Below are 16,706 nucleotides of genomic sequence, written 5' to 3' on the forward strand. Positions count from 1 at the left end.
TTTACGCGCCCGCACGGTCGCGCGTTCAGCTTTTCGCCGGTAACCTCAAGGCATGACGAACCCGATGCCCCGTCGCTCCTTTCTCGCTGCTCTCGGTGCTGGCACCATGGGCGCCGGTACCCTCCTGGCGTGCCGCGGCGCTTCGGCTGGCAATGCCCCGCGCGCCGCCGGCCGTCTGGACCGCATCGGCCTCGAGCTGTACGCCGTGCGGAAAGCCATGAAGGAGAACCCGGAGAAGACGCTGGCCGCGATCCGCGCCATCGGCTACACCGACGTGGAGCTCCTCTGGAGCTTCAAGAACTTCGATCGCTCGCCGCAACAGGTGAAGGCGACGCTCAAGGCCGAAGGGCTCACCGCCACGTCGGCCCACATGGCCCCGGAAACGCTCCTCAGCGAGTGGTCGGAGAGTCTCCGCACGGCGAAGACGCTCGGGCATCAGTACTTGGTGGTTCCCAGCCTGCCCAGCGAAACGAAGCGCTCGATCAACGCCTGGAAAATCTGGGCCGACCGCTTCAATGTGGCCGGCGAAGAGGCCCGCCGCGCCGGCATTTGGCTCGCCTTCCACAACGAGCCGGATCACCTGCGAAAGGTCGAGGGCGAGATCCCGCTCGACGTATTTTTGGCGCGCACGGAGCCCAAGTTCGTGCGTTTCCAACTCGACGTCGGCAACATGCTGATGGGCGGCGGCGATCCGATGGACTACCTGAACCGCTACAAGGACCGCATCGGGACGTTCCACCTCAAGAATGTCGTGGCCGACCGCTCCAAAGACACGGAGCTCGGCGCGGGCACGTTTAATCTGCGCGCCTTTCTGGCCGCCGTGCCGGAACTGGCCGAGAAGCCCTGCTTCGTGGAGCAGGAAGGGGCCGCCGATGAACTGGCGAGTGCGAAGGCGAACTTCGAGTATCTGCGTGGGTTGAGCTTTTAACAGCAAAAGCAACAGCTCGTTCACGCGAAGCTCGCGAAGAACGCGAAGGCTCGCGAAGAAAAGCAAAGAAAATGCTGTTCTTCGCGTCTCTTCGCGGCCCTTCGCGCCCTTCGCGTGAACCTTTTGCTTTTGCTGTTTACGCCTCGCCCGCTCTTGCGACCATCGCCTTGATGCGTTCCACCGCCGTCGTGACACTCGCCTCATCAGGGCCGAACGAGAAGCGCAGATACTGACGGAAGCGCGAAGTATGATCGGCGCGGCGCTTACCGGGGTTGATGTCGAAGAAGCTGCCTGGCACGGTGATCACGTGCTCCTTGAGCGCGGCTTCGAAGAACGCATCGCCTTCGTTCAGCGGCGCGGGCAGCGAGGCCACGCTGGCCCACACGTAGAAGCCGCCTTCGGGCTCGTGCTCCACCGTGAGGCCGGCCGCACGCAGACCGTCCACCAACAAGCGACGCTTCTTCGCGAACGCTTCGTGAATGGCGATCACTTCCTGGCGCGCGCGCGGGGGGTCCAGGAGTTCGCAGGCGGCGTCCTGCAGCGGACGATTGCCGCCGCCATCGAGGAAGCTGCCGGCACTCGTGGCGGCGTCGATCACACTGGCCGGGCCGACAATCCAGCTGAGGCGCCAGCCGGGACAGCGCCAGCCCTTCGTGAGCCCATCGAGAATCACGACCGGATCCACGTTCACATCGTCCACATACTCGGCGGCACTCACCGTCGTACCCGACACCAGTGCTTCATCCCACAGGTAATGCGAGTAGAACTCGTCGAGAATCAGCGTGCACTTGAGGTCGCGCGCCTCGTGCACCGCCGACGCCAACGCACTGCCTCGCAACACACGTCCGGTGGGGTTACTCGGATTCGACATGAGCAGCGCGCCGAGACCGCGGCCGGTGATCTCACGGCGCAGGTCGCGCGTGGAGAGCGCGTAGCCCGTTTCCGGTTCGAGCAGCAGCGGGATCGCGCTGAACGAGCCGAAGATTTCCAGCAGTTCTTCGTAGGCCGTATAGTCGGGCAGCACGTGGCCCAGATTCACGTTGCCGAGTGACGCCACCACCCGCGTGAGCGACGAACGGCCACCGCCGCAGATGCACACGTTTTCCGGGCCGTACTGCGACGCTTTCCCCACGCGATAGCGTGCGTTGTACAAGTGGGCCACCGCGCGACGCAGCGCTTCCATGCCGCCCACCGGCGCGTACTCGTAGTCGTCCGACGAAATGTGCACATCGGCCGGCCGCGGCGGCGAATGGGGCAGGGGGCCCGTTTCCGGCTGCCCCTGACCCAAATTACACCAATCCGTGCTGCCCGGGCGGAAGCCCAGTTGGCGAGCACGATCCATGACGTAAATGACGCCCGTGTGCGGCACGGGGCGGAATCCCGGAATGGCGGGACGATCGATCGGAAACGACTGCGTGGGTTCGGCCATTCCGAAATCTACCAGTCCGTAGGCGTGTAATCCTTGAGGAACTTGCCCCACACGTGCTCGCCGGTGTTGATGCCGTCGATGATCGGATCGACGATGCGGGCCGCGCCGTCCACGATGTCGAGCGGCGGATGGAAGCGATGCTCGGCCACCTTCTTTTCCGCAATGTGGACGGGATCTTCGTCCGTGACCCAGCCGGTATCCACCGCATTCATGTGGATGCCGTCGGACTCATAGTCAGCGGCCGAGGTGCGCGTCATCATGTTGAGCGCGGCCTTGGCCATGTTCGTGTGCGGGTGACGCGTCGTCTTGAACTTGCGATAGAACTGTCCTTCCACCGCCGACACGTTCACGATGTGCTTGTCGCGTTCCGGCGTACGCAGCATCAGCGGCTTGAGCCGCGCGTTCAGCAGGAACGGCGCGATCGCGTTCACCAGCTGCACTTCGAGCAGTTCCACGCTCGGCACTTCGTGCATCAGCAATCGCCAGGAATTGCGGTCACGCAAGTCCACCTGCTGCATGTCCTGATCGAGCTTGCCTTCGGGGAAGAGGTGACCGCGATCGGTGTGTTCTTCCGGCAGCAGCGCGACCTGCGACAGCTCAGCAGCGTGCGTAATGCCCGCCACTTCGGCCAGCGCGCGCGGCAGATTCTTCGGCGTGAGCATCTCGCCGTCTTCGGCGTCGGTGGAACCCGGCAGCATGTGATAGCCCCGCACGCCTTCGTAGGCGCCGAGCAGCTTGCGCACCTGTTCGGGCATGCTGCTGAGGGCGGTCGTCTCGCCGTCCATCATATGCTTGTAGAAGTCGGGCGGACGACGCACCGTCTGACAGGCATTGTTCACGATGAAGTCGAGACGATCGTGCGTGTCCATCAGGTGATGACAGAACGCTTCGACGCTGGGCGTGTGTCGCAGGTCGAGTCCGAAGATTTCCAAGCGATGCGACCACTGCTCGAAGTCGGCTTCGGCGGCGTAGCGTGCGGCGGAGTCACGCGGGAAGCGCGTGGTCACGATGAGATGCGCGCCCGACCGGAGCAGCTTGATGCCGGCCTGATAGCCGATCTTCACGCGACCACCGGTGAGTAGCGCGGTGCGTCCCGTGAGGTCGGCGAGCTCGCCACGTTTGCGATAGTTGAACTCGGCGCACGACGGGCAGAGCTGATCGTAGAAGTGATGCAGCACGGTGAAGTCGCGCTTGCACACGTAGCAATGCTGCTCCTCCAGCGCCTCGCGGAAGTCGGGATCGGACTCGACCGTCGTCTGCTCGTCGGAGGCCGGCAGCAGATAATTGGGCGTGGTGAACACCGTCTGACGGCGCAGGCGGCGGATGCCGGTTTCCTGCAGCTGCGACTCCGCCTCTTGCGTGCGGATCGTCTTCTCGACGCGCTTCTTCCGCTTGGTCGCCTTGACCATCTGGCGACGCAGGATGGCATCGGGGCGCGACACTTCGCCGGCGGCCTTGAGCAGGCGATTGCGATCGTCGTCGGAGATATGGAGCAGATCGGCCCGGTTCACGGCGAACTGTTCGAGCAGCTCGGTCGCGGCACGAACTCGCTCGGACAGGCTGAGACTGGCTTCCACGGAGTCAGGACTTTGGGACATAGCCCTGAAAGCTAATCGGTCATTCGTCGTGAAAGGCGGGTCCGGGGTGAGTCGGCAGCCGCCAGTAGTACCAGTGGGTGATCCGGTCCCACCCCTCGGCCTCCTCGTTCTCCACCCCCCAGACGCACTCTCCGGAGGGAAAGGTGATCTCCTGAAAGCGGGCGTCGAGGGCGGCGAGGCGCTCCCGCGCCGCGTGGGTCAGGGGGGCATCGTCGAGGGCCCGCCGGACGTCCAGGTCGTTGAGGTAATCCTCGTAAGTGAGCGCGTAGCCGTGCTCCACGTCGTCTACCGTTCGGGCCCACTGCTCCAGCAGCTGGTCGGCGCTGATCATGATGGGGTGTGAAGTGTCGTCTGAACCGGGTTCACGATCGGGGGGAGCGGCGGGCCTGCCGACGGAAGTAGGCCTCCCCGTCGTTGGGCTTGAAGAAGGTGCGGATGGTGCCGTCCGGGTCGGCGGCCAGGAACGCGCCGCTGGCTTTGTCGAAGCGGGAGATTACCCCGTCGGCCTGTCGCACGACCTCGAGGACGTCGCCGCCCACCGTCGCATCACGCAACTGCTGCGCCAGCTGCAGGTACTGGGCCTGCGAGACGGTGCCGAATTCGCGGCCGTGCTTTTCGTAGTGTTCTACGAGGCGCGCCGTGGAGCGGAAGCCAATCGCGCTGGTGGACGATGCCAGCGTTGCGGCCGGTGCCGTTGATGGAACGGAAGCTGGGGCCGACGCCGGCGAAAGCTGCGTCGGCGGCGACGCGCCCTTGGTACGGGCCAGTGACCAGGCGGCGACGGCACAGACCAACGCCAACAGGAAGGAGCGGAGCGCGCGATTCATGCGCCCATGCTACCGCCGCGTCGCGTCGGCCACAACTCGCGTCCATATTCCACCTCATGAGCGTCGTGAAAGAACTGCTGTCGTTACTCGAGCTCGAGAAGCTCGAGGTCAATATCTATCGTGGCCAGAACCGCGATCTCGGCACCGGTCGCGTGTTCGGCGGACAGGTGTTCGCCCAGGCGATGGTGGCGGCCCGACGCACGGTGGATGAGCCGCGCGAGGCGCACTCGGTGCATGGGTACTTCCTGCGGGCCGGCGATCTCAAGGCGCCGATCGTGTTCTTCGTGGACCGACCGCGCGACGGTGGCAGCTTCACCAGCCGCCGGGTCACGGCGATCCAGCATGGCGAGGCGATCTTCCATCTGTCGGCGTCGTTTCACGTGCACATCGACGGGCTCGAGCATCAGAGCGATATGCCCGACGTGCCGCCGCCTGAGGATCTGATGCCGGAGCTCGAGCAGATCCGTGAGCGGGCGGAGGTGTTGCCGCCGGAACTGCGCACCGTGCTCACGCAGGATCGCCCCATCGACTTCCGCTCGTTCACGTCGCACGTGCCAGGCACCGATGAATCACGTGGCGCGAAGCGCTTCGTGTGGTTCCGGGTCATCGACACGCTCCCCGACGACGCGATCACGCATCAGGCGATTCTGGCGTACGCCTCGGACTACGGATTCCTGCCCACGGCGCTATTGCCGCATCAGGTGTCCTATCGTGACCCTCGGCTGCAGTTAGCATCGCTGGACCACACGATCTGGATGCACCGCCCATTTCGCGCCGACGAGTGGCTGCTCTACAGCATGGACAGCACGGCGGCGGCGGGAGCCCGCGGCTTTGTGCGCGGCGAGATCTTCACGCAGGACGGAACCCTCGTCGCGTCAGTGGCGCAGGAAGGACTGATCAGACTCCGCGATCCTTGAGGACTGCGCATGGGTTTACATGATCCCCGCATGGACGCGTATATCGCGAAGTCAGCCCCGTTCGCCCAGCCGATCCTCGAGCATATCCGGGCGGTCGTGCACGAAGCATGTCCCGACGTGGAGGAAACCATCAAATGGGGTTTCCCGCATTTCGACTACCACGGCACGATGATGTGCAGCATGGCGTCGTTCAAAGCGCACTGCGCGCTGAACTTCTGGCTGGGGCGTCAGGTGTTGGGCGACAAGATGACGGACGAAGCGATGGGACAGTTCGGACGCATCACGAGTGTGAAGGACCTGCCCAACAAGACCACGCTCAAGAAGTACATCAAGAAGGCGATGGCGCTAAACGACGCGGGCGTGAAGCTCTCGCGACCGGCCGCGAAGAAGGGCGCCACGGCAAAACCGGTGGTCGTGCCGTCGGAGTTGGCGGTGGCCCTGGCCCGTCATGAGGGGGCCAAGGCGGCGTTCGATGCCTTCAGTCCGTCGCACAAGCGCGAGTACTGCGAGTGGATTGCCGAAGCGAAGCGCGATGAGACGAAAGCGAAGCGGGTGGAGCAGGCGATCGAAATGCTCGCCGAGGGGAAGGCGCGGAACTGGAAGTACGGCGCGTAGCGGCGCGCCGACGGACTAGCGTCGTACGAAGGCCACGATGCGATCGCGAAACGTGGCCGTTTGACTGGGTGCCACGATACGACCGGCGATGACGTGGCCGTCTTCACCGGCGGTCGGAATCACGAGCACCCGCTCCGCTTTCACGCGACCTGACGCGTCGAGTGCATCGAGCCAAGCCGTCGTACGTTTCGCATCCACGACCTCGTCACCCTCGTGGTAAAAGACCAGTGTGGGAACATCGTACCCGTCCAATGGCACGTCGCGCACATGTTCGACCAGCGCCTGCATCGGAAACAGGGCGGTCGATGGATACCGCATCGTCCAGAAGCGCCTTTGCTCCTCGTTCTTCGCGGTCCACTCGCGCTGCGGAATGAAACGCGGCAGCACGACCTCGGCCCACGGCAGCGTGAGGAGACCGGCGGCCGGATCTTTCGGCCCGAAGTTGGGCGAGATGAGCACGAGGGCGTGCAGCCCCTCTCGCACGGGCTTGGGCAGCGTGGCCAGCCACACGCCGAGGGTGCCGCCGGTGCTGGTGCCGATCACGAGTACGGAATCACCGAGCCGACGGGCCACGTCGAGGGCAAACGCGGCGTCGCCCATCCAGTCGCGCGCCTGCACGTGCCCAAGAGAATCGCCGGGCAGGCCGTGACCGCGGAGTCGCGTTTCGTACAGGTTGGCGCCGAGGGCGCGCGCCACCTCTTCGCTGAGCGGTGACGTTTCCTGCCGCGTGGCGGAGAAACCGTGCAGGTACACCACGCTCCACGGTGTCTTCGCCGGGTGCGCGCTGTCGGCAAAGACGACGCGTTTTGCCACGTCGGGATCGGTCACCCCGGCGGCGCGCTCCTGGGTAGCGAACCACTCAGGAAACGCCGCGATGCTATCGGGAAGTGCCGTCGCGACCACGTGCATCGTGGCCGCGTACGGGCTCGTGTCGGTCCACTCCACGCTGGGACGTGGCCCGGCGAAGAAGATGACCCCCAGCGCGAACAGGCTCACCGCGCTCGCCGCGGCGCGCGTAGAGAGCTGCATTCGGCGCGCTGCACGTGGGTCGATCATACCGCGTCCGACGAACTGGAGAAATTGAAGTCGCGCACCTTGATGGGGGGCATCGCCACCCCGGGACCACCTTCACCACCAGCGGTGCGCACGGCGGCGCCCACGCCTTCGAGGTTGTTCAACATGAACAACGGCGAATCGTTGAAACGGAAGTTCTTGATGGAGCGCGCAATCTTGCCGTTCTCGATCAAGAACGTGCCGTCGCGCGTGAGGCCCGTGTACATGAGCGTGCGCGCGTCGAGCGGACGCAGATACCACAAACGCGTGACGAGCACACCGCGCGTGGTGCCAGCGATCATCGACTCGATGGTGTCCTTGCCGCTGGCCATGCGCAGCGACTGCGCACCGCCGGTGGCCGTCTTGCCCTGCTTGTTGGCCCAGAAGCGGTTGTACGCGAGCGAATTGAGCACACCGTTCTGCACCCACGTCTGTTTGCCTGTGGGCATGCCTTCGCCATCGAACGGCGACCCGAGAATGAGCGGGTCGGCGGGATCGGTGAGCAGCGTGACGCGTTCATCGACAATTTTCTCGCCGAGGCGCGTGCCACCGCCGGCCTTCGAGAAGGCCGAACGCCCTTCGTCGGCCGAGCGCGCCTGAAAGGCTCCACCCATAAGACTCACGAGATTGGCCGTGGCCTCGGGCTCGAAGATCACGGTGTAGCGACCGGGCTCGATACCTACCGGATTACGCGAGCGACGTGCTTTGTCGATGGCGCGGTCGGCCACCGACTGGAAGTCGATGGCGCTCCAGTCGGTGCTTTCACTGCCCACCCAACCTGAGCCCGTGCCGTCGGTAGTGCGGGCAGTGAGTGTGTAGTTCGCACTCGTGCCGCGATGATACGCAAACAACCCCGCGCTGTTGCCGATCGCGCTGGCGTTGGCGTTGCAGATGATGAACCCGGCCACCGTGAGATCCTTGGCGGCGCGCGCCGGCGCGAGCGCCGTCATGGCGGCTTTGGCGCGATCTTCGGCCGAGAGATCGGCGGTGCGATCGAACCACGCGTTCACTGGTGCATATGTCTGCGGCGGCAGCTCACCGAGATACTCGGGGTCTTCCGGCGCCAGTCGCGCCAGCGCTTCCGACTGTTCGACGGCACGACGCAGTCCTTCGTCGCTGCGATCGTTGGTGACCACACTCGCCTTGCGCTTGCCGAACACACTCTGAATGCGGATCGTGCTGTTGGTCGTCACACCCGACGTCGACATCTGATTGTCTGCGAAGCGCAGATTCGTTTCGCGCGAGCTGTTCACCGACACGCGCACGGCGTCGGCCTTCGACAGCTTCACGGCGCGGTCGACGATCGCCTGTGCCTGTTCACGCGAGAGCACGCCAATGGCGGCCATGGCTTTCGTGTCGCGCATGGTATCGCTCGAGGACTCGCTCATGGAATCGCTCATACCGTGCGTCCCGTGTTGATGATGTTCGCGTTCTTGAAGCGCGTGGGCGGGCAGCCGTGGCTCACGGCGTTGGCCTGTCCGGGTTGACCCTTGCCGTCGTTGAAGGTGCCGCCGAACTCGTAGCTGCTCTTGCCGCCCAGCATGTCGAGCGTGTTCCAGAAGTCCGGCGTGCGCATTTGATACGCCGCGTCCTTCACCTGACCGATGATCTTGCCCTTACGCACTTCGTAGCAGAGCTGCGCGCCGAACTGCGCGTTGTAGCGCTGCTGGTCGATGGAGTACGAGGCACGGCCGATCATGGCGATGCCCTTGTCGGTGGCAGCGATGAGATCATCCCAGCTCAGGTCTTTCGCGCCGGGCTGCAGCGACACGTTGGGCATGCGCTGGAACTGCACGTCGGCCCAGCTCTGCGCGTACGAGCAGCCGTGCGAGCGTACGGGCTTTCCGTTCTTGGCATACCACGACGACAGCCAGGGCGCCTGTTCACGCGTGGTCTGGTAGTCGTTGAGAATGCCGTCCTTCACGATGTGGAAGGTGTCGGGCTGCACGCCGTCGTCGTCGTAACCGATGGTAGCCAGCGCGCCCACTTCGTTGCGGTTGCCCACGAGGTTCATCATCGGCGGTCCGAGCTTGAGCGAGCCGAGCACCTTTTCGGGCGGCGCCATGAAGCTGGTGCCGGCGTAGTTGGCTTCGTAGCCCATCGCGCGATCGAGCTCGGTGGGGTGCGCGAGCGATTCGTGGATGGTGAGGAACAGCTGCGACGGATGCAGAATGAGATCGTAGCGCCCCGGCTCCACCGGCTTGGCGGTGAGCTTTTCCGCGGCTTCCTCGCCCCACTTGGTGGCGTTCTTCACGATGTCGGCTTCGAGCACGTACTCCCAGCCGCGACCGGCGGGCTGCACGACTTCGGGGCCGCGCACGGCGGTGCCCGAGCGATCCGGCGCCACGGCGGTGCAACTCATGGTGACCCAGCTGCGCACGTAGTCCTGCGTGATCACCGAGCCGTCGGTGTTCGCGTAGTTGCGCTCTTCCTTCACGAACGAAAGGCCGGAATTCACGAAGCGCACGTTGGGTACTTTCAGCGCTTCGGCGTTGGCGCGCAGCAGCAGGTCGGCCTTGGTCTCCACCGGGACGGTGAAGGGGTCGATCTGGTACGCGCTGCGCCACGTGGCGTTCGGGTGCGCGGGCGACGGCGCGAGCTCCACGCGTCGGTCGCGCGCGATGCGATTGGCCTTGGCAATGGCCACGGCTTCCTGCGCGGCCGTACCGACGCCTTCCTTGGTGAGTTCCTGCGTGGCGCAGAACCCCCAACAGCCATCGACCAGCACGCGTACACCGCAGCCCATGGTGTCGGTGTCGACCACGTCGGTGACTTGTCGTTCGCGCGTCTGGATGCTGTTGTTGCGATTGCGCGAGATGCGCACGTCGGCCCATGAGGCGCCGTAGCGCTTGGCGGCGTCGAGCGCCTCCATCATGAGCTCGCGGGTCGCCGCGTCGGTGTAGAGCGCGGGCAGCGGCTTGAACCCGGGCAGTGCACGCAGCGCACTCGGGCCGATCGCCAGCGCGCCGAGTGCGGCGCCGCCGGTGACGAGAAAATCGCGACGAGTAGTCATGTCACGAATGTATCGCCACCGACGGATGAGGTCACGCGTGGGCCGTGCGAGTTACTTCAGGTTGGTCTTGAAGAAGCCGACCGTCTTGGCGAACGCGTCTTCGGCAGCCGACTTGTCGTAGGCCTGGCCGGTGGGGTTCGCGAACGCATGGTTGGCGTTCTCGTACACGTTGATGGTGACCTTGCGACCGCCCTTCTTCATGGCCGCTTCCATCGCGCGCACGCTGTCGAGCGGGATGCCGGTGTCCTTGCCGCCGAACAGCCCCAGCACCGGCGCCTTGAGGCGCGCGAGCTGCGCCGGATCGGTGATCGGCGCGCCGTAGTACATCACGACGGCGTCGAGGTTGGCGCCGCCCACGAGGCCGGTGCGCAGCGACCAGTGTCCGCCGTAGCAGTAGCCCACCGAGCCGACTGAGGTGGCGCCCGCCTTCTTGAGATACGTGATGGCCTCGCCGAGGTTCTTCTCACCACCGGCAATGTCCGCCATGCCCGCCTGGTACAGCTTCATGGCGGCATCGGGGGTCGTGGCGACGGAGCCGAACAGATCGACGGCGAGCACGGTGTAGCCTTCACCAGCATAGCGCTTGGCCATGGCCTGGATGCCTTCGTTGAGGCCCCACCATTCGTGCACCATGATGATCGCCTTGCCCGTCTTGGCGCCGGCGGCCGGCTTGGCGAGGAAGCCCTTGATGGCCTTCCCGTTGATCGTGCCGTAGGTCACGGTCTCGCCCACCACGTCCATGCGCGGCGCGATGCGGGCGCCGGCGGATGCGGTCGGGGTTTCGTTCATATGCTCGCGGTGCATCGCGGCGGCGTAGTCGGGCTGGGTGGCTTGGGCGCCGGCGGTCGTGGCGGCGGCGACGAGTAGAGCGGTGCCGGCGGCGAGCCGGGCGGTGTAGGCGAAAGCGTTCATGAGTTGGTGTTGGTATCGGATGAGAACGGTTTACGTGGCCAGGCAATGCCTCAGTAATGAAACACCACTTTGGGCTTTTCGGTTTCGGGCTTGCGGTCCGGGCGTATTCCGGCCGCTGGCAGTGTCGTCGAAAGCTCCGTAACCGCCGGAACACGGATCAAACTCGATGGCGCCGATTACGCAGATAAGCAAATGGCGCTGTTGGCTTATCCGTGTAATCGGTGAAATCCGCTCGCTCCGTGTTCCCGCTGTTGCTTTCCCGTGGCGGTTAGCGAACCCTACGCGATCGCCTTCGTCATCGGAATCAGCGGTAGTGTCGTCCCGTCTGGCATGGGATAGTCCACTCCCACGTCAGGCACGAACCCCAGCGCCCGATACAGTGGCTCACCTGGCAGCGTCGACATCAGCGACAGCGAGGTAAATCCCGCGCGTTGCGCGGCGGCGCTGCACACGCCCAACAGTCGTTTCGCGTAGCCGCGGCGGGCGTGATCCGGGTGCACGTAAAAAGCGCGGATGCGCGCCGGTGACGTGGCCGGATCGAGACGACCTTCGCCGCGGCTGTCGAACTGATCGCCGCCGAACAGGGTCTGGTGATCGCTCCAGCCGCCGCCGGCCACGATGGTGCCGTGCTGCTCGAGCACGAAGTAGCTGCGATCGTGAATGAGACTCGAGTCGACGCCGAACACGTATGACAGCGACGAGGCGATCTGCGCGTCGGTGTAGTACCCCGCCGCCAGTCGGCGCACGGAGGCCTCGATCAACGCCGATAGTGCCGGTACGTCGGTAAAGCGCGCCACGCGACACTGCGGCGCCGCCGCCATGTCCTCGACGGCGCGCCAGCCCTCGGGCCACGGGCCGTATCCGGCGGCGGCGTTGATGTGGCCGGCTTCGCCCAGATCCCACAGCTTGCTGCCCCACGCGGCGGCATACTGTTCGGCCTGGGCGAACGTCACGTACTCGTCGTTGCGACTCGTCACGACGGTGCTGGGGAAGGGCAATGCCGACAGCGGCACGGGTGCGAATCCCGCGGGGCTACTGGGATACACCGGTGCCAGCGGATCGCTGGGCGCGACCAACAGCGCGCCGCGCACCCGCAGGATGAGCGCCAATGGCGCCTCGCGCGCCCAGTGGGCGACCATGGCGCAGGCGCTGCTGTGCGCGACCAGCACGACATCGTCGGCGTGCTCCTGCATCACCTGCGTGAGTCGCGCGACCCAGTCGGCGCAGCGCGGCGCCGCCCAATCCTGTTGCACCACCCGCTCAACGGGCAGCGTGGTGGCGTGGGCTTGCCACAACGATTGCCAATGCGCCGGCCCCGAGTCGTACAGCCCGGGGAGTAGCAGGATCATGGTTGGGGCGTCAGACGACACCGATCGCTCGCGCCAGCATCGCCGGATCGATATTGCCGCCGGTGACTACCACCATCGTCGTGCGCCCCTTCGTTTCGAGCTTACCCGACAACAGCGCCGCCAGTGCCGCCGCCCCACCCGGTTCCACCACCAGCTTGAGTTCGCGCACCGCGAAGGCGATCGCCGCCAGCACCTCGTCGTCGGTCACGGTAAGTCCGGCACCGACACGGGGCTGATTGATCGAGAAGGTGAATTCGCCGGGCATCTCGGTCACGATCGCATCGCAGATCGAGCGCTGGCCCGGCTCGTTCGCCACACGATGCCCGAGTCGCAGTGAACGGGCCGTGTCGTCGAACTCCGCCGGTTCACAGGGGTGCACCACGGTGGTCGGCGACACGGCCGCCGCCGCCAGCGCACACCCGGCCGTCAGGCCGCCACCGCCGCAGCACACCAGCAGGGTGTCGGGCGTGCAGCCCATCGCCGCCGCCTGAGTGAGCGCCTCCAGCGCCAGCGTGCCTTGTCCCGCCACGATATGTGGATCTTCGAAGGGCGGCACGATCGTCAGGCCATGTTCTTGCGCGATCGCACCGCCAATGGCGACGCGGTCTTCCGTGTAGCGGTCGTACAGCACCACCTCACCACCGAAAACGCGCGTGCGTTCGATCTTCAACGCCGGTGCATCCTTCGGCATGATGATCACCGAGCGCATGCCGAGTAAGGTGGCACTGTAGGCCACTGCCTGCGCGTGATTGCCCGACGAATAGGCGACCACGCCGCGTGACCGTTCGTCGTCGGTGAGCTGCAGCAGGCGATTGAGCGCGCCGCGCAGTTTGAACGACCCGGTGTGTTGCAGCACTTCGGCCTTGAGGAGCACGCGGCCGCCGGCGCGCGCGTCGAGCGCCGGTGAGGTGAGCAGCGGAGTGACCTGCGCGTGCGGCGCGATGCGCGCGGCGGCGGCGCGGATATCGTCGATCGTCGGAACAGCGGGGAGCGTGGTGGGCATGCTGAAGTATCCACTCTCGCACGCACCGCCGAAAGACGCGCGGTCGGCCCGCGCCGTCGCTAGAAGTCCGGAGCACCTGCCGCCGCCGCACGCCGACGTCGCTCGCTGCCACAAGTGATCGCGCGCTCGAATCGGGTCCGGGGGCGCAGCACGTAGCCATCCGCCAGGCCGGAATCGACCGCCGTGCGTGCCGTCAGATACTGCGCCGGGCAGGGCGCCCAGAGCGCGTCGTTCATCGCCGTGGCCACGGGCGTGGGAATACCGGTGAATACCCACAGCATGGCGATGAACATGACGGCGACCGCGAACACGGCCACGAGGCGTCCGATCTGCCGAATGCGCCGCGGCGTCGGGTCCCCGGGGCGCGGTTCGAAGTGCATGGGGAGATCGGATTGCTCGGACATGCTGCAATATGGCCGCGGGGACTGTAGCTTCGCTCATAGCGTCCGCTCCCGGAACGACACGACGACCCACCATTTCACCCGACGACGTGGAGATCGACCTCGAACTGAGTCTCCTGGCCTTTCAGAGCCGGGTTCTCGCGTTGGCCGAAGATCACGCCGTGCCGCTGCTCGAGCGGCTTCGATTTCTGGGCATCGTGACCAGCAACATCGATGAGCTGTACATGGTGCGTATGGCGGAGCTGCGCCGTGCAGCGATCGACGAGCCGGGGCAGGCCAGCCAGCGGTTGTTGGCGGTCGAGCGGGGTCTCGACGAGCTCCTCGCACGCCAGTCGCGTTGCGCCACCGAATGCCTGCGCGAGGCCGAGCGGGTGGGGGTGCGCCTGCTGGCGTGGCACGAGCTGACGATCGACGAGCAGCAGCAGTTGCGCATTCAGTACCTCGAGGAAATCCAGCCGGACCTGCGCCCGCTGGCGATCACGCTCAGTCCCGGGCATCCGCTGCCGCACTTGCCGCACTTGGGGCTCTTTCTCGCCGTGCTCTACCGCATGGCCCCGGGCGAACGCGTGCGGCTCGCTGAGCACGATTTGCCCGTCGATATGCCGCGTTTGCTGGCGGTGCCGGATCGTGCTGGCGCCGTCATTGCGATCGAGGAAGTGCTGCGGGCCAATGCGCACCTGCTACATCCGGGCACGATCGTCGAGAGCGCGTATCTCTTCCGCGTCACGCGCGGCGGCGATCTCCCGATCATGGACGATGAAACGGGCAGTCTGCTGGGCGCCGTGGCACTGGCCACCGAGCGACGGGTGCACAACCCGGCCGTGCGCGTGGAAGTCGAGCGCAGCATGCCAGGTGCCGTCGGCGCCTTGATCCTCGACACACTACGACGTGAGGCGATCGGGCGCGACATGGAGCTCACGGTCACATCGGTGCAGCACGTGGACGGGTTGCTCGATCTGCGCTGTTTGCAGTCGCTGCCGTTGCCGAAGGCTCCGTCGCTCGAGTTCCCCCCAATGCCCACGAAGCAGGCCGTCGGCGATCGCTCGATGTTCGCGCTGCTGCGCGACGACGACCTGTTGTTGCATCATCCGTTCGAGTCGTTCGACGACAGCGTCGTGCGTTTCTTTCAGCAGGCCGCCGACGATGCCGACGTCACGGCCATCAAGGCCACGTTGTACCGCGTGGGCAACCCATCGCCCATCGTGGATGCGCTGGTGAAGGCCGCGGAGGCAGGGAAGCACGTGGCCGTGGTGGTAGAGCTCAAAGCGCGGTTCGACGAAGAGCACAACGTGCAGTGGTCGCGCGCGCTCGAGGCCGCAGGTGTCGATGTGACGTACGGAATCGCGGGCCTCAAGGTGCATGCCAAGGTCGCGATGGTCACGCGCGTCGAGGGCGGCGCGACGAGGCGGTACGTGCACGTCGGCACGGGCAACTACAATCCGCGATCGGGCCGCCAGTATACCGACCTCAGTCTCTTCTCGGCGCGCCCAGAGTTCGCCGATGCCATGGACGTGCTCTTCGCCGGTCTGACCGAGCGTCATGCGCCGCCGGCGGCCCTGCCGCATGGTGCCTTGGTGGCTCCACATCAGCTGCTGACGGGATTGCTGGAACACATCGAACGGGAAATCCAGCACGCTAAAGCGGGAAAGCCTGCGCGCATCACGATCAAGATCAACGGACTCGGCGATCGCGAAATGGTGCAGGCGTTCGAGCGGGCGTCGCAGGCCGGCGTGCAGGTCGACCTCATTGTCCGCGGCATCTGCATTCTACGGCCCGGTGTTCCCGGCGTCTCCGACCGCGTTCGGGTGACGTCGATCGTCGGACGCCTGCTGGAGCATTCGCGAATCTACCGGTTCGAGAACAACGGACATCCGGAGTATCTGATCGGGTCGTCCGACTTGCGGTCACGCAACCTCCGGCGGCGGGTCGAAGTCTTGGTGCCGGTGGCCGGGGCATCCTTCCACGCCCGGCTCGACACGATTCTCGACGCGTATCTGCGGGACGGCACGGCGTGGGAACTGCACGCCGATGGCGAGTACCGGCAGACGGGTGATCGCCGCGTGCCGGCGGCTCAGGCCGCACTGGCCTGACGCGATCCAGGGCGGCCGTCGCGGCGTTGAGCGGATTCGACTCGCTGCCGTCGTTCGATCAAATCAATCTGGGTTCGACGCTGCCGTAGAGCGCTGTCATCATCGGGTTCGCTGCCGCACAGCATGGCGTCGCGCGGCACGTCGGCCGACCGGCCATGCAGGCCATGGCGGGCGATTGGCGACTGCTCGCGCTCGCTGCGTTCCTGAACATGTTCTCGTCGTGGAGCGGCGCGGTCTGGAACGATCGGACCCTGTCGCGTGTGATCACGACGTCGCTGGTCGCGGCCGAGATTCGCGATTCGATCTTTGAGCAGCTCTTCACGACCAAGTCGGTGGGACAAGGCATCGGACTCGGCCCTGCAACGGTGAACGGCACTGCGAAGCAGGTCGCGGGTGACGTGGTGCTGGAGTCGACGGTTGGGCGTGGCACGACGTTCGAGGTATATCTCCCCGCCGCCTGAACGACCGGCGCGCGCGTGGTTGCTGGTCAGCGACCACTGCAAGCGGGCGTTGATGCGGTGCGCATCGCAACGGTAGATTCGCGCATCCGTCGTTCCCACCGTGCCACGCC

General features: G+C 65.6%; 16 protein-coding genes. 5 read left to right on the forward strand and 11 right to left on the reverse strand.

The window, feature by feature from the left end; all coding sequences use genetic code 11:
- Positions 1-52 precede the first annotated feature (52 nt).
- Positions 53-928 (forward strand): sugar phosphate isomerase/epimerase, encoded by an 876-nt coding sequence (locus RMP10_RS03125; RefSeq protein WP_310568996.1) that lies wholly within the window; start codon positions 53-55, stop codon positions 926-928.
- Between the two features lie 136 nt (positions 929-1,064).
- Here RMP10_RS03125 and RMP10_RS03130 read toward each other — a convergent pair whose 3' ends face one another.
- Genes RMP10_RS03130 through RMP10_RS03145 form a run of 4 tightly spaced genes read right to left on the reverse strand, consistent with a single transcriptional unit; the run spans position 1,065 to position 4,782 of the window.
- Positions 1,065-2,357: a pyridoxal phosphate-dependent aminotransferase gene (locus tag RMP10_RS03130; protein ID WP_310568997.1), complete on the reverse strand. Its 1,293-nt coding sequence runs from the start codon at positions 2,355-2,357 to the stop codon at positions 1,065-1,067.
- Positions 2,358-2,365: 8 nt separating this feature from the next.
- Positions 2,366-3,955, reverse strand: a complete 1,590-nt coding sequence (locus RMP10_RS03135) for an SDR family oxidoreductase (protein ID WP_310568998.1) — start codon at positions 3,953-3,955, stop codon at positions 2,366-2,368.
- Positions 3,956-3,974: 19 nt separating this feature from the next.
- Positions 3,975-4,286, reverse strand: a complete 312-nt coding sequence (locus RMP10_RS03140; RefSeq protein ID WP_310568999.1) for a hypothetical protein — start codon at positions 4,284-4,286, stop codon at positions 3,975-3,977.
- Positions 4,287-4,317: 31 nt separating this feature from the next.
- The gene (locus tag RMP10_RS03145; RefSeq protein ID WP_310569000.1) at positions 4,318-4,782 is read right to left on the reverse strand and encodes a hypothetical protein; all 465 of its coding nucleotides are present in this window, start codon (positions 4,780-4,782) and stop codon (positions 4,318-4,320) included.
- 56 nt (positions 4,783-4,838) lie between these two features.
- On the opposite strand from RMP10_RS03145, the gene RMP10_RS03150 reads away from it, so the two are divergent.
- Together RMP10_RS03150 and RMP10_RS03155 are read left to right on the forward strand one after the other, a co-directional pair.
- The gene (locus tag RMP10_RS03150) at positions 4,839-5,699 is read left to right on the forward strand and encodes an acyl-CoA thioesterase II (RefSeq protein WP_310569001.1); all 861 of its coding nucleotides are present in this window, start codon (positions 4,839-4,841) and stop codon (positions 5,697-5,699) included.
- Between the two features lie 9 nt (positions 5,700-5,708).
- Positions 5,709-6,314 (forward strand): YdeI/OmpD-associated family protein, encoded by a 606-nt coding sequence (locus tag RMP10_RS03155; protein ID WP_310569002.1) that lies wholly within the window; start codon positions 5,709-5,711, stop codon positions 6,312-6,314.
- 15 nt (positions 6,315-6,329) lie between these two features.
- Here the strand turns inward: RMP10_RS03155 and RMP10_RS03160 are convergent, their stop codons facing one another.
- The 7 genes from RMP10_RS03160 to RMP10_RS03190 all read right to left on the reverse strand — a co-directional run bounded on the left by RMP10_RS03160 (position 6,330) and on the right by RMP10_RS03190 (position 14,048).
- A complete protein-coding gene (locus tag RMP10_RS03160) occupies positions 6,330-7,370 on the reverse strand; it encodes an alpha/beta hydrolase (RefSeq protein WP_310569003.1) in 1,041 nt (346 codons plus the stop codon).
- On the reverse strand, positions 7,367-8,755 hold the full coding sequence (locus tag RMP10_RS03165) for a TldD/PmbA family protein (protein WP_310569004.1): 1,389 nt from the start codon (positions 8,753-8,755) through the stop codon (positions 7,367-7,369). The genes RMP10_RS03160 and RMP10_RS03165 overlap by 4 nt, the downstream gene beginning before the upstream one ends.
- Positions 8,756-8,763: 8 nt before the next feature.
- On the reverse strand, positions 8,764-10,380 hold the full coding sequence (locus RMP10_RS03170) for a TldD/PmbA family protein (protein ID WP_310569005.1): 1,617 nt from the start codon (positions 10,378-10,380) through the stop codon (positions 8,764-8,766).
- Between the two features lie 51 nt (positions 10,381-10,431).
- Positions 10,432-11,292: a dienelactone hydrolase family protein gene (locus RMP10_RS03175; RefSeq protein WP_310569006.1), complete on the reverse strand. Its 861-nt coding sequence runs from the start codon at positions 11,290-11,292 to the stop codon at positions 10,432-10,434.
- Between the two features lie 278 nt (positions 11,293-11,570).
- The gene (locus tag RMP10_RS03180; protein WP_310569007.1) at positions 11,571-12,662 is read right to left on the reverse strand and encodes a GNAT family N-acetyltransferase; all 1,092 of its coding nucleotides are present in this window, start codon (positions 12,660-12,662) and stop codon (positions 11,571-11,573) included.
- Positions 12,652-13,644: a threonine/serine dehydratase gene (locus RMP10_RS03185; protein WP_310569008.1), complete on the reverse strand. Its 993-nt coding sequence runs from the start codon at positions 13,642-13,644 to the stop codon at positions 12,652-12,654. Before RMP10_RS03185 ends, RMP10_RS03180 begins: the two co-directional genes overlap by 11 nt.
- Before the next feature lie 59 nt (positions 13,645-13,703).
- Positions 13,704-14,048 (reverse strand): hypothetical protein, encoded by a 345-nt coding sequence (locus RMP10_RS03190; RefSeq protein ID WP_309670043.1) that lies wholly within the window; start codon positions 14,046-14,048, stop codon positions 13,704-13,706.
- 86 nt (positions 14,049-14,134) lie between these two features.
- Here RMP10_RS03190 and ppk1 point away from each other — a divergent pair, with 86 nt between their 5' ends.
- Together ppk1 and RMP10_RS03200 are read left to right on the forward strand one after the other, a co-directional pair.
- On the forward strand, positions 14,135-16,135 hold the full coding sequence (ppk1, locus tag RMP10_RS03195) for a polyphosphate kinase 1 (protein WP_310569009.1): 2,001 nt from the start codon (positions 14,135-14,137) through the stop codon (positions 16,133-16,135).
- Positions 16,136-16,290: 155 nt separating this feature from the next.
- Positions 16,291-16,596: an ATP-binding protein gene (locus RMP10_RS03200; protein ID WP_310569010.1), complete on the forward strand. Its 306-nt coding sequence runs from the start codon at positions 16,291-16,293 to the stop codon at positions 16,594-16,596.
- The last annotated feature ends 110 nt before the right edge of the window (positions 16,597-16,706 follow it).

The organism is Gemmatimonas sp., assembly GCF_031426495.1.
Classification (GTDB): Bacteria; Gemmatimonadota; Gemmatimonadetes; order Gemmatimonadales; family Gemmatimonadaceae; genus Gemmatimonas.